We start from the raw sequence: 13,491 nt of genomic DNA on the forward strand, positions 1-13,491 counted from the left end.
CCACGGGCTCACAGTTGCGTGACGGTGCACAGTGGAACTCCCAGCGATTCCAACAGCGGACGTGCGTTGCCGGCGGTGTCCTCGATCAAGCACGCGATGCCGGTTACCTCGACGGCCGAGTCCCGGAGCACCGTCACCAGGTTGGCCAGCGTGTTCCCAGTTGTGACCTCGTCGTCGATGATGAGGACGCGGGCTCCCGCGAGGTCGCCGTAGGTAAAGACCTCAGTGCGGCGGGCGTGGGGTTCGGTGAACCGCCGCTTGTGGGGCAGGTCGAGGTCGAGTTTCCATGCCAGGCGGTATGGCAGGTCGCTCGCTAGGGCGACGGCAACGGTGGGCAGGATGCCGCCCGCGTCCAACCCGAGGAGTAGGTCAGGGGTCGTGAACGCCGGATGGCGCGACCACACGTCCCACAGGACATTGCCGGTTCGAAGCAGCGTTGACGGGTGTACTTGGTCGAGAATGCCGTCCAGTTCGTGGACGATCCGGATGTCCCGTGTCTGTGGGGGCACGCCGAGGCGGCGGACGCGCCGGGCCCGGTAGCCGAGGTCTTCCGGGACAGCGTTCATGCTCGGCTCTGCAAGTAGGTCTTCGGTGGTCATTCGCTGGTCCTCACGGTGTGGTCGAGTCGGTCGAAGTAGGTCAACAGTCGGTCAGTCGCGTTGACGAGTTGTTGGCAGAGGACCGGATCGTTGGGGCGACGAATGAGGTCGGCCAGATCAGGCGGTGCACATCCGGCGGCTGGGTGAAGCTCTCGGAACGCCGCGAGCACATCGTCGGCATCGTGGATGTCGTGTCCGTCGGCGCGTAGCAGGATCTTTGCCAGGAGTACCAGGTGTTTGTGCACCGCGCGTGAGTCCGACGGGCTAGCGACCAGTAGCCGCCGGGTGGTCATCAGAACCAGCCCCAGCTCGCCGCGACTCGTGCGATCTCCGTGGGCACCGACCGGTGCTGGCAGGAGATAACCCGCTCGTTGGTAGAGAACGCCGACACCCTCTGCGGCGCGGCGCAGCGATTGCACGACGCGCGGTGGTACCCGAAGGGCATCGATGTCGGCGGTGGTGAAGACGCTGATGCCGATCTTGATGCCGTCGGGCGCGGACAGGGTGCCGACGGTTCCGCGCAGCCACACCATTGGAGCGGTGTCGCGGACGACGAGCAGGTCGAGGTCGCTCCACCCGTCCCGCCAACTCGCGGTCCCCGTGCTGCCGGTCGCGAGCACGAGCGCGGTCTGTTCATCGAGGACATGGTCGGTGGCTTGTCCCAACCACCCGCTCTGCGTCACCGGCACACTTGCATGCAGCTCCATCCTCGATGTGTCCACTGTGGATACAATCCGGCTGACGGAGAGCTTGAGGACGCTCGGCGGACCGGAGTTGTCGATGACGTGATCAGCTATCTCGGCAATGCGGTGCGCGCCGCGTTCGTGCTTGGTCGCGTCGCGGCCGTGTAACCGTGTCGCTGCTTCCGTCGCCCGGCTGGCGCGTACAGTCGCGTCCGCATCTAGGTAGACCACCTGGCAGCGGTCACCCCAGATCCGCTTGATGTGTGTGGTTGCCTCGAAGCGGTGGGCGCTTTCCAGGCTGATCGTGCGTGCCTTGGTGGTCTCGGAGAACCGCAGAATCTCCTCCGTGAGCAATTCCGCCTGCTCCCGTTCCGGCCAATGCTCGTAGGGGTCATCGATTCCGACGCGCAGCGCGGCGACCTCCAGCAGGTATCCGATCTTCAGCCGGGTCACGCCGTGTTCGTCGCGCAGTAGTTCGCCGACGGTGCTCTTGCCGCTCTCGGACATGCCGCCCAGCACCCACAGCCGGTCCAGTACGTCGTTCGGCAGGGGTTGCACCTCGACGCCCAAGTCAGCCAGACGGCCCCGGACCCTTCTCTGGATGTCGAGGACCGGGGAGTCGCCGACGTCGAGTACGGCGTGGTACTCCCCGCGTTCGACCTGGAGCGAAAGGATTTCCGCCAGCGCGCGCTGGTAGGTGGCATACCGCTTGTTGGTTGGTTTCGGTTCGCGCCGCAATGCCTCGGCCGCTTCCCGTGCAGGGTCAGCGAACCGGCGTAACAGCAAATGCACTTCCCGCCGAGGGACGGCGGCCGGGAGGTCGGCCGCGAGATGGTCCACAACCCGCAACGCCCTCGTCGATGACAGGCCGTCCTTGAGCGCGGCCGTGGCGGCGCACGTGGCCCGGAGCATGGGCAAGCCCCGGTCCTCCAGTGCCAGCGGCCCGCTCGCACCACGGCGAGCGACGTGACTGCCCAGCATCAAGCCGACGTGCTCGGCGGTAGTGGAGCCGACGAACCACCAGTGGGCGAAGTCGCCCGCGGCGACGTCGCGCCACCGGGAGTCCCAGGCATCGACAGTGCCCAGGAGGTGGGCGTTTGGCACGCCACGGTGCAACCAGGCGAGTTGCGTGGTCTTTCCCACGTTGTCCACCCCGTTGAGCGACACCGACAGGTGGTGATCGGCGTCTGGGGTCACGATGCGCTCCGGTAGGTTTTCAGGGGGCGCCACGCCGGCAGCCGCCGGTGGCCGGTGGCGACATCACGGATCAGGTCGTCGTAGGCGTCGGCTAGCTCGGCGAGCTGCCGCAACGCCGAGCGGGCTCGATCACGGGCGTCGCCCGAGTTGATCAGGCTGTTCGCGCGCACCCATGCGATCGCAAGGCGGTCGATCACCGAGCCCAGGGTTTCGGTGTGCAGGGAGGCATCTGCGCGGCTGCGAATCTGCCTCGCCGCCCACTCGTCGACCTGTTCCACGAGGGCAACACGTCGGGTGTTGAGTTCGTCGATGAGCCGCTTGCTGGCGGCAATGTCTTCGGCGGACGCGCCGGCAGCACGGCTGGCGTCCTCGGCCTGCCACTGTCGCTTGTGGTGTGCTGCAAAGGCGTTCGCCGCGTCCAAGACATGATGGCCCGGATGGTCTCTGCCGCAGGTCTCGCGGAACGCTGCGATGATCGACGCGGACCGAGGCAGGATCTCTCGCGCGTACGCCACCTGCGGTTGCGCGGTCTGTTCACTCTCAACCATGATCGGCACCTCCTTGAGGTCGACTTTGGGCATGGGTGCGCCTGCGCCGAGGGAGTCGGGGCATCCTCGGCGCAGGCGTGGCTTACTCAGACGAGCCGCGGTCGCGTGACGCTGGCTATACGGCTCAGTGAACTGATCAGAACCCGTTGAACGTCCGCCGAAGCGGGAAGCACCCACCCGACCGCAGCTGGCGACACCTTCCAGCGGTATGCCACGCCCTCGCGTCCTGTTGGAGGGAGGGGCAACCACGCTCCTCGCGAATGCAACTTCGCGTGAGCGTTCGCGGCCAGTTCGGCATGCAACGGATCACCGTCACTGCGGACGAAGAACAACCACGACCCAAACGGAGTTGCGGCGACCGGACCCTGCTCGGGCTGCGAGACCTGCATCAAGGCGCGTCGGCCGTGCGTGGCAGGCACCTCCACCGCGTCGACGCCAGCCCCACACGCAAGCAGGACTGAGTACGGCCTCCGGGTCCACCAATCCAACGCCGTCTCTGGACTGGTCGTCGTCGCCAGCTGCCAGAGGTCGGCGACTGGTTCCAGTCCAACCGCACGAGGTTTGCCCAGCCAAGACCCGTGCTCGCCGACCTCGTAGGTACCAGGCAGAATCGGCCACCCATGACTCGCGAATTCGATGGCTGCGGCGCGGATCTCGGTCCACGCCAGGCCCGGAATGACCGGTACCAGCGGCGCGAACGTAGGCCGCTGGTTCGCCTGGTCTTGATCGCCCATCGGTGTAACCCCCATCTGACCTGGTGCAACGACGCTCATCAGTTCACCAGCCAGCCGGGAGCAGAACGACCACCATCAGTGCCCAGTGTTGGACCAGATCGGGGACATTGAGGGGACATTCCCGATCTACTCGTGCGGCAGGGCTTAACGTGGACTTTGTGCCGTCCACCGAGTCGCGTGTACCGAACACTGTGTTGGTCGCCCTTCGTGAGCGGGCCGGGCTTTCCCAGCAAGACCTGGCCGATGAGCTGACCAATCTCGCGGCCAGCCGCCACGGCAAGTACCCGCAGATCACCCGAAAGACGGTCGGTCGGTGGGAGCGCGGTGAGGTCGTGTGGCCGCAGCCCTTCTACCGCCGGATGCTCGCCGAGTTCTTCGCCTGTGCGGGCGACGAACTCGGCTTCCGCAGACCGGGACCGAGCCGACTCGGGCAGGACGAGGCCGAACGAGTCTCGACACCACTTAGTTTCGCCGCCAAACCCGCCACTGCTGTACCGCATGTAGACCGCGATCAGGGCGAGTGGCGGCAGGTTCGTTCGGCGTTGGGTCGGAACCGCCGTGATCTTGCTGCACTCGCTGAGTCGCTGTACCGGGACTTTCGCGTTCCAGGATTGAAGAACACCGGGGTCATCAGTTCGCCCTCCTGGATACCGGCCGAGCCAGTCCCACTGGAGGAGATCACGCTGACTCTGGACTCCGTGGTCGCCGATCCCACGATCACCGGGGAGGAACCCGAAAGCGCCCTGGTCCGGCCGCTCGCCACCAGCGACGCGCGTTATCGGCGCTACCACGACGCGATCCGCGACCTCGCCGCACCACGCCTATTCGAGAATCGCCTGTGTTTCCGGCTGCTCGGATTCGACTGGACCCGCCCTCAGATCCGAATGAGCTTCGGACAAATGGGCTTCTTCGACGCTATGGACATCAACGAAACGTTGGCGCACGAATTCGCAGCTCACCATCTCGCGACTGACGGCGAGCGCGAGACTGTCATGCCACGCGCGTCCATGCGACGGCTGACATTTCGTAAGCTGATGGCCGACCCGTTCGATCTCGTCCGCCGACCGCTCATGGGCGCCATCGGAACCCTGACCATCCGAGGAGGCGACAGCCCCAGCGTCGTCCTTCACGAGCGCGACTCCACCCGCGTCGCCGGCGGCGGAGGAATGGTCCACCTCTTGCCCGCGGGCATCTTCCAACCCTCCTCTGTCATCCCGGCCGCCGTCGCGGCCGACTTCTCGATCTGGCGCAACATCCAGCGCGAGTACGCCGAGGAGCTTCTGGGCCATGACGAGTACGACGGCTCAGGTAGACCGATCAGGTATGACAAGTTGGAGCCGTTCACCACGATGGACAAGGCGCTGCGCGACGGTCACATCCGCGTGTTCTGCCTTGGTGTCACCCTAGACGCGCTCACCCTCGCCGGGGACATCCTCACCGTGGCGATCATCGCCCCAGACACCTACGACGAACTGTTCGCCAACGCGGTCGCGACCAACGCGGAGGGCTCGGTGCCCGCACGGGCCTTCCCGTTCGAGGAGAACACGCTGACCTGGCTCAGCGAGTCCAAGCGTCTGTCGCCCGGCGCAGCGGCGGCGTTGTACCTCGCTTGGTCTAACAGGAAGTTGCTGGGTGTAGTCCGTTAACCTTCGACTGTGATCACAGGTGAGCTTAAGAGCAAGATCGACCGCGTCTGGGACGCCTTCTGGTCGGGTGGGATTTCGAACCCGCTGGAGGTGATCGAGCAGATCACCTACCTGATGTTCATCCGCCGCTTGGATGACCTTCAGACGGCCAAGGAGAACAAGTCGAACCGCACCGGTCGGCCGGTCGAAGATCCAATCTTCACCCCTGAAACGGATCTGCTGCGTTGGTCTCGTTTCACCAACGAGGCTCCAGAGAACATGCTCACCATGGTTCGGGACGGTGTGTTTCCCTGGCTGCGCAACCTCGGCGGCAATGACTCGACCTACTCCCACCACATGCGGGATGCCCGCTTCACGATCACTACGTCGAACCTCCTGGCAAAGGTCGTCGACATGCTCGACGAAATTCCCCTCGGCGACAAGGACGTTAAGGGCGACCTTTACGAATACATGCTCGGCAAGATCGCGACGGCAGGGCACAACGGACAGTTCCGCACGCCCAGGCACATCATCCGCCTTATGGTGGAAATGATGGCTCCAGGGCCACGAGACGAAATCTGCGATCCCGCTTGCGGCACGTCGGGTTTTCTTGTCGTCTCAGCGGAGTACGTCAGCCGGACCCATCGCGATGCCCTGCTGGAGCCGACCCAGCGTCGGCACTTCAATGAGAGCATGTTCCACGGGTTCGACTTCGATAACACCATGTTGCGCATCGGTTCGATGAATATGCTGCTGCATGGCGTGGAGAACCCGGACATCCGCTACCGCGATTCGCTGGCGGAAAGCGCGGCGGACGAGGCTGAGCGGTACTCGCTGATTTTGGCCAATCCGCCATTCGCTGGCAGCCTGGACCATGATGCGACGGCCAAGGACCTCCAAGCGGTCGTCAAGACGAAGAAGACCGAGCTGCTGTTCCTGGCTCTATTTCTTCGATTGCTGAAGCCTGGTGGCCGTGGCGCGGTTATCGTACCGGAGGGAGTGCTTTTCGGGGCGACGAAGGCGCACAAGGAACTACGGAGGATCCTTGTCGAGGACCACAAGCTCGACGCGGTCGTGAAACTACCGAGCGGCGTGTTCAAGCCATATGCAGGCGTATCGACGGCGATCCTATTCTTCACCAAGACTAACAGTGGCGGCACGGACAGCGTTTGGTTCTATGACGTTACTGCGGACGGTTGGAGCCTGGACGACAAACGCAACCCGTTGCTAGAAGCCGAGAAGCTCGGGCCGGTGCCTGAATCTGGTGAGTTGACCGAGCGTGAGCTTCAGAAGAATAACCTGCCGGATGTGTTGCGCCGCTGGAACCTCCGCAACGGCAGTGAACAGGACCGTGCCTTTGCGGAACAGAGCTTCTGTGTTCCGAAGGAGGCTATCGTGATGCAGGGCTATGACCTGAGCATGAACCGCTACAAGAAAGTTCTCCACGAGGACATTGAGCATCGCGCTCCAGCGGAACTTATGGATAAGCTTGAGCGCATTGAGGCCGAGATTCAGCAAGGCGTGAGCGAACTAAAGAGGATGCTCAAATGACTTCCCCGAAACGGCTCGGCGAGGTTTGCTCAATCATCATGGGCCAGGCGCCCAATGGGGATTTCTATAATACCGGGGGGCATGGCTGGCCGCTAATTGCAGGGCCCGGGGACTTTGATGGGCTCACTCTGGCGCCCAAGAAGTATACAACTGTGGCGCCAAAGGTCACGCGCCCTGGTGATGTTGTTATTGGGGTCCGTGCATCTATCGGCGATAAGGTTCTTGCGGACGGAGAATACTGCCTGGGACGAGGTGTTGCAGCGCTACGTCCCGGCGACCTGCTTGACGTGCGGTTCCTGTGGCATTGGCTGACCTATTACGCTCCTTCGCTGGCGGCAAAAGGGAAGGGTGCGACATTTAAGCAGGTAAGCCGTAAGGATATCGCCGATCTATCAATTGACGTCCCTTCTAAGCCGGAACAACGACGCATTGCCGGGTTTTTCGACGAGGTGGATCTGTTGCGCGCCAAGCGTCGCCAGGTAATGACCCTTCTTGACGACCTTGCTGTGTCCGCATTCATGGATAGATTTGGTGATGGGAATGGCGCCTCGGCTGAAAGTTTGGGGGACCATCTTACGTTCTTGACGAGTGGTGGGCGAGGTTGGGGTAAGTATTACGCGGAAAACGGGGCGAGATTCATTCGCTCCCTTGACGTGAGAATGAACTACATTGGCGATGTTGATGCTGCGTTTGTTCGGGCTCCAAGTAATGCCGAAGCTCGCAGAACTCGCGTCCAAAAAGGTGACGTACTCCTGACGATCACTGGTTCGTTGATTGGTCGAGCCGCACCTGTGGTTAAGGATTTCGGGGAAGCGTACGTAAGTCAGCACGTCGCAATTCTTCGAGTTTCCAGCAAGTCGCTGCGTCCAGAGTTCCTTTCCTTCTATTTGACGCTCCCGTTTGGTGGGCAAAGGCAGATTGGCGAGTTGCAGTACGGGCAGACCAAGCCGGGTTTGAATTTTGCGCAGATTCGTAACCTTGTGATCCCTGTTCCTTCGCTAGGCGATCAGGATGAGTTCCTTTCGATGCTGGCCGAGATTGGTAGGAACAGACGCCTTTGTGAGAATCAGCTCGCCGCGTTGGATGCGCTTTCGGAGTCACTGCGGTATCGCGCCTTTCATGCTGGGCTGTGGGCTGAACTTTGCCGAGCTGACTGAGATATTAATCCGCTGGCCTATGTCTTTCGTATGTTCGCCTAAGCGCTGGGAAAGGGCATGACGTGAGTAATTTCGGGTTTCTCAGGGCGGAGTGGCCCGATCTCGTTGGTGAGGCGACACGTGCGGAGTTGCTGATGGTGGCTGATCCGCGCGCGGCGGTGTTCTACGCCCGGCGAGCAGTGGAACTCGGGGTGACGTGGATGTTCGAAGTGGATGACGCGCTGGAGCGGCCGTATCGGGATGACTTGGCGGCGATGCTGGCGGAACCGACGTTCGTGCGGGTCGTGGGGCCAGCGATCCGCACGAAGATGGATGTGATCCGTCGTCAGGGGAACGCGGCCGTCCACCGGAAAACGCCGGTATCCGTGAACGACGCGATGCGCGTCGTGGGTGAGTTGTTCCACGTCATGTACTGGCTGGCGCGCACCTACACCGTGGATCGCGCGAACCTGCCAGAGCCCGGCCTGACCTTCGATTCGACGCTTGTGCCGCGACCGGAGCCCGCGAGCGTCCGGCTGGCCAAGCAAGCCGAGCTCCAGAAGCTCGCTGAGCAGTTTGCCGAGCAGCAGGAGGCGCTGGCGAAGGAGCGGCGCAAGAGTCAGGACCTCGATGCCGAGTTGCAGGTCCTTCGCGCGGAGATCAAGACCGCCAAGGCGGCGAACGAGGCTCGCGTCGACACGCACGACTACAACGAAGCCGAGACCCGGACACTGATCATCGATCTCCTGCTTAAGGAGGCGGGCTGGGCGTTGGATCGGCCTAGTGACCGGGAGTTCCCGCTTTCAGGGCTACCAGAGTCGGCGGCCAAGACAGGTAAGGGCAGGGCCGACTACGTGTTGTGGGACAATGATGGCAAGCCGCTTGCTGTTGTGGAGGCAAAGCGTACGACTAGTGATGCGAAGGTGGGCCAGCATAAGGCCAAGGTTTACGCCGACGCACTTGAAAAGCAGTTTGGTCAGCGCCCAGTTATCTTCTATACAGACGGCTACCACACTCACCTGTGGGATGATCTGCGCTACCCACCGCGCGAGGTCCAAGGCTTCTACACCAAGGAGGAGCTGCGGCTTCTCGTGCAGCGCCGGGTCGGTCGGCAGAATCTAGCGACGCTGCCGATTAACGACCAGATCGCAGGCCGCACATACCAGTCCCACGCAATCAGGCGGGTTGCGGAGACGTTCGAGGCCGACGCCGCGCGGCACGCGTTGCTGGTGATGGCCACGGGCTCGGGTAAGACTCGCACGGTTATCGCTTTGACCGATCTGATGATGCGGGCGAATTGGGTCAAGCGGGTGCTGTTCCTCGCGGACCGCAAGGTGCTGGTTAAGCAGGCGACAAACGCGTTCAAGCATCAGTTGCCTGGGGCGCCTGTGGTGAACCTGCTTGAGGAGAAGAACTCCAACGCGCGGGTGTACGTGTCGACGTACCCCACGATGATGAATTTGATCAACGAGGTGGATGAGTCGGGGACGCGGCGGTTCGGCCCTGGGTACTTCGACTTGATCGTGGTCGACGAGGCGCACCGGTCGATCTACCAGAAGTACGGGGCGATCTTCGACTACTTCGATGCCCTGCTCGTAGGTCTGACCGCGACACCAAAGGACGAGATCGACCGGAACACCTATCGGCGCTTCCAGTTGGAGGACGGTGTCCCGACCGACGTCTACAGCCTGGACGAGGCGGTTGCTGACGGGTACCTGGTGCCGGCGCGGGCGGTGGAGGTGCCGCTGAAGTTCCAGCGTGGCGGAATCAAGTACGCGGACCTGTCGGACGAGGACAAGGAGCGCTGGGACGAGTTGGACTGGGCCGAGGACGGCAGTGTCCCGGACGAGGTTAGCTCGGAGGAATTGAACAAGTACCTGTTCAACGCGGACACGGTCGACAAGGCGCTCGCCACCCTGATGGAGCGGGGCATCCGGGTCGCGGGCGGTGACCGTCTCGGCAAGACCATCATCTTCGCCGCGAACAACGCGCACGCGGAGTTCATCGCCAAGCGGTTCGATGTCAATTACAAGCACTTGCGTGGAAAGTTCGCGCAGGTCATCACTTACCGCAAGGACTACGCGCAGAGCCTTATCGACCAATTCTCGGACCCCGCCAAGGCCCCGCACATTGCGATCTCGGTCGACATGCTGGATACCGGTGTAGACATCCCGGAGGTCGTCAACCTGGTCTTCTTCAAGCTGGTTCGGTCCAAGACCAAATTCTGGCAGATGATCGGCCGCGGCAGCCGACTGTGCCGCGATCTGTTCGGGCCGAACCGGGACAAGGACGGGTTCATCGTCTTCGACCTGTGCCAGAACATCGAGTTCTTCAATCAGAACATGATGCAGGTGGAGGGCAAGGTCGGAGCTTCGCTGGCGGAGAGGATCTTCACGGGCCGAGCCGATCTGTTGCTCGCCCTGGACACAGACGAAGCCGCTTACCCCGCACAGGGTGTGGCTGACGGTCAAGGCGAGGACACAGAGCCGCCGTCCGGTGACGGCGACGGCACAGTGAGCACGCACAGGCTGCGCATGGACATCGCGCAGCGGCTTCACCAGGAGGTCACGGGCATGAATCCGGACAACTTCCTGGTGCGCCCGAAGCGTGAGTACCTGGACGCCTTCTCCGGCCTGGATGCCTGGCTCACACTGACCCAGGAGACCCACGCTCGGGTTGTCGACCACCTCGCCGGTCTCCCGACTGCGTTCCGCGACGATGACAGCTCCGAGGAGGCCAAGCGCTTTGACTTGCTGGCCTTGCGGCTACAGCTCGGTGTGTTACACGCGGATTCCAGCTACGACCGGCTCCGTGCACAAGTGCAGGAGATAGCCTCGGCGCTCCAGGACCAGTACACAATCCCTGCGGTACACGCGCAGCAGCAGCTCATCGAGGACTTGGTCGGCGATGAGTGGTGGCAGGACGTGACGCTGCCGATGTTGGAGTCAATGCGGCGTCGGCTGCGTAGTCTTGTCAAGCTGATCGAGAAGGCACGTCGCAACATTGTCTACACGGACTTCGAGGATGAGCTAGGGGAGTTAACGGTCGCCCAGTTGCAGGGTACGGCGATGGGTGCCGACCTGACCCGGTTCGAGCAGAAGCTGAAGATCTACCTGCGTGCCCACGAGGATCACCTGGCGATTCAGAAGATTCGCCGAAACCGGCAGATCACCGCGACTGATCTTGCGGGCCTGGAGCAGATCTTCTTGGACGCCCGCATCGGCAGCGAGGTCGACATCGAACGCACGCGCAGCGTCGAGGGTGGACTCGGCATCATGCTTCGTTCCTTCACAGGTTTGGACCGACAGGCCGCTAGCGACGCTTTCGAGGACTTCCAGCGCGGGCGGTCCTTCTCCAGCGCTCAACTTCGCTTCGTTGACTTGCTGATCGACTACCTCGCACGCAATGGTGTCGCTGATATCGCCGCACTCTATGACCCGCCGTTCAACTCGCTTGCGCCACGCGGCCCGGAGGATCTGTTCAGCGACATCGATATTTCCCACATCGAGGTCGTCATCAAATCTGTTCGCGCTACCGCCGTTGCTGAGGGCGCAGCGTGAGTCGACTGCCTGAGTTCATCGGGTCCTTCCCATTGCTGCGCCTGTGAAGCGCTCACAATCGCGGCTGGTTCAGGCCGTGACGGGCAGGCAGGACGTCTGAGGGGTGAGGGGTGACGAGGCCCGTGTGGTGCAGTCCTTCTGCGAGTGGTTGGCCACCAATGGATGGGCCGTCCAGACCGAGGTTGAACAGGTGGACGTGGTGGCGGAGCGTCAGGGCGTGCGGCTTTACGCGGAGGCAAAGGGCAGCACGGCGGCCCCTGGCTTGGACGTGAATACCGCGTACGGGCAGTTGCTTGCCCGGATGCCCGCGCAAGACGATCCAACAGCGCGGTACGCGCTCGTGGTGCGAGACGAGCCGCGATCGGTCAGGGCAGCCGTGCGAGTCCCTGCGCGCGTGCTGACACTCCTGCGCGCCTCGATCTACGCAGTCGCCGAGGATGGTTCGGTTCGAGAGGTGCAGGGGCGGAGCTAGCGAGATCTGCATGTCGACGGAGCGTCCGTTCCGTCGGGCTGGACACGGCGGCGGACTCCAGCTGTGCGGGTCCAGGCCAGGTGGAGCATCACCTTCTGTCCCGCCCCGGGTTTGATGGAGACATCGAACACCCGGAGGATTCACAGCATGGCGGCACCACGGAAGTACCCGGAGGAGTTGCGGGAGCGGGCGACGCGTCTGGCGGTTGAGGCCAGGCGGGATCCGGTGTCGGCGGGTGGGGCGATCAAGCGGATCGCCGATCAGCTGGGTGTGCATCCGGAGGCGTTGCGGACGTGGGTGAAGCAGGCCGAGACCGACGACGGGGTGCGGCCGGGCACGACGTCGACGGACGCGGGCAGGATCGCCGCGTTGGAGCGGGAGAACCGTGAGCTGCGGCGGGCGAACCAGATCCTGAAGTCAGCGGCGTCTTTCTTCGCAGCGGAGCTGGACCGTCCGTCGCGATGAAGGTCGAGTTCGTCGACTCCCAGCGGGAGACCCACGGTGTCCAGCCGGTCGTGGAGGCGCTCAAGCAGACGCCTGTCGAGATCGCACCGTCGACCTACTACGCCGCCAAGACCCGTCCCGAGTCCGCCCGCGCGGCATCCGACCGGGTGCTGGGCGAGAAGATCGAGCGGGTGCACGAGGACAACTACGGCGTCTACGGGGCCAGGAAGGTGTGGGCCGAGCTGAACCGACAGGGCGTGGAGGTGGCCCGGTGCACGGTCGAGCGGCTCATGCGCGAGATCGGGCTGCGCGGCCTGCTGCGCGACAAATCCCCGCGCACGACCCGGCCCGCGGCGGAGACCGGCAGGCCAAGTGACCTGGTGGACCGTGATTTCACGGCCACACGGCCGAACGAGCTGTGGGTAGCCGACATCACCTACGTGCGCACCGCCGGCGGCTGGGTCTACGCGGCGTTCGTGCTGGACGTGTTCTCCCGCCTGATCGTCGGCTGGCAGGTCGCCACCAGCCTCTACACCGATCTGGCGCTGGACGCGCTGCAGATGGCGATCTGGCGCCGTCAGACCCGGGCCGGCGACGCGGGCCTGGCCGGGCTGGTCCATCACAGCGACCGCGGTGTCCAGTACCGGGCGATCCGCTACACCCAGCGGATCGCCGAGACCGGCGCGGTCGCATCCGTTGGCAGCAAAGGAGATTCCTACGACAACGCCATGGCCGAGGCGTTCAACTCGCTGTACAAAGCCGAACTCGTCCGCAACAAGGGCCCGTGGCGCGGCATCGACGACCTGGAAATCGCGACCGTCGAGTACATCGACTGGTACAACAACCGGCGCCTGCACGGCGAACTCGGGCACATGCCACCCGCCGAGTACGAAGCACTACACGCGATGACCCACCCGGTCACCGCAACCCTGGAAACCAGCT

General features: G+C 63.3%; 9 protein-coding genes and 1 pseudogene. 6 read left to right on the forward strand and 4 right to left on the reverse strand.

All coding sequences use genetic code 11. The features are described from left to right. Window positions 1–8: 8 nt before the first annotated feature. The 4 genes from ACRDSQ_RS31790 to ACRDSQ_RS31805 form a co-directional block, all read right to left on the reverse strand. Complete coding sequence (locus tag ACRDSQ_RS31790) at window positions 9–599, reverse strand: phosphoribosyltransferase (protein ID WP_431426242.1); 591 nt, start codon at window positions 597–599, stop codon at window positions 9–11. Then, on the reverse strand, window positions 596–2,020 hold the full coding sequence (locus ACRDSQ_RS31795) for a hypothetical protein (RefSeq protein WP_431426244.1): 1,425 nt from the start codon (window positions 2,018–2,020) through the stop codon (window positions 596–598). Before ACRDSQ_RS31795 ends, ACRDSQ_RS31790 begins: the two co-directional genes overlap by 4 nt. Window positions 2,021–2,475: 455 nt before the next feature. After that, window positions 2,476–3,060, reverse strand: a complete 585-nt coding sequence (locus ACRDSQ_RS31800) for a DUF4254 domain-containing protein (protein ID WP_431426246.1) — start codon at window positions 3,058–3,060, stop codon at window positions 2,476–2,478. Between the two features lie 53 nt (window positions 3,061–3,113). Then, the gene (locus ACRDSQ_RS31805; RefSeq protein ID WP_431426247.1) at window positions 3,114–3,800 is read right to left on the reverse strand and encodes a bifunctional DNA primase/polymerase; all 687 of its coding nucleotides are present in this window, start codon (window positions 3,798–3,800) and stop codon (window positions 3,114–3,116) included. 320 nt (window positions 3,801–4,120) lie between these two features. On the opposite strand from ACRDSQ_RS31805, the gene ACRDSQ_RS31810 reads away from it, so the two are divergent. From ACRDSQ_RS31810 to ACRDSQ_RS31835, 6 genes and pseudogenes are all read left to right on the forward strand, one after another. Further along, entirely contained in the window at window positions 4,121–5,407 is a 1,287-nt protein-coding gene (locus ACRDSQ_RS31810; protein WP_431426249.1) for a transcriptional regulator, read from the forward strand. A 9-nt stretch (window positions 5,408–5,416) separates the two neighbouring features. Next, on the forward strand, window positions 5,417–6,937 hold the full coding sequence (locus ACRDSQ_RS31815) for a type I restriction-modification system subunit M (protein ID WP_431426251.1): 1,521 nt from the start codon (window positions 5,417–5,419) through the stop codon (window positions 6,935–6,937). Next, window positions 6,934–8,094: a restriction endonuclease subunit S gene (locus ACRDSQ_RS31820; protein ID WP_431426253.1), complete on the forward strand. Its 1,161-nt coding sequence runs from the start codon at window positions 6,934–6,936 to the stop codon at window positions 8,092–8,094. Before ACRDSQ_RS31815 ends, ACRDSQ_RS31820 begins: the two co-directional genes overlap by 4 nt. Window positions 8,095–8,156: 62 nt before the next feature. Next, window positions 8,157–11,633 carry a DEAD/DEAH box helicase family protein gene (locus ACRDSQ_RS31825; RefSeq protein WP_431426255.1) on the forward strand — a complete coding sequence of 1,159 codons (3,477 nt, stop codon included), beginning with the start codon at window positions 8,157–8,159 and terminating at the stop codon, window positions 11,631–11,633. A 124-nt stretch (window positions 11,634–11,757) separates the two neighbouring features. Further along, complete coding sequence (locus ACRDSQ_RS31830) at window positions 11,758–12,105, forward strand: hypothetical protein (protein ID WP_431426256.1); 348 nt, start codon at window positions 11,758–11,760, stop codon at window positions 12,103–12,105. 147 nt (window positions 12,106–12,252) lie between these two features. Further along, a pseudogene (locus ACRDSQ_RS31835) lies at window positions 12,253–13,491 on the forward strand (IS3 family transposase); the annotation flags it as partial.

Origin of the sequence: Actinokineospora sp., assembly GCF_050699995.1 — a bacterium.
In the GTDB taxonomy this organism is placed as follows: Bacteria; Actinomycetota; Actinomycetes; order Mycobacteriales; family Pseudonocardiaceae; genus Actinokineospora.

Coding starts and splice junctions, on each gene's coding strand:
- ACRDSQ_RS31820 (WP_431426253.1), top strand. CDS start 6,934: ATGACTTCCCCGAAACGGCTCGGCGAGGTTTGCTCAATCATCATGGGC.
- ACRDSQ_RS31810 (WP_431426249.1), top strand. CDS start 4,121: ATGCTCGCCGAGTTCTTCGCCTGTGCGGGCGACGAACTCGGCTTCCGC.
- ACRDSQ_RS31800 (WP_431426246.1), bottom strand. CDS start 3,060: ATGCCCAAAGTCGACCTCAAGGAGGTGCCGATCATGGTTGAGAGTGAA.
- ACRDSQ_RS31790 (WP_431426242.1), bottom strand. CDS start 599: ATGACCACCGAAGACCTACTTGCAGAGCCGAGCATGAACGCTGTCCCG.
- ACRDSQ_RS31805 (WP_431426247.1), bottom strand. CDS start 3,800: ATGAGCGTCGTTGCACCAGGTCAGATGGGGGTTACACCGATGGGCGAT.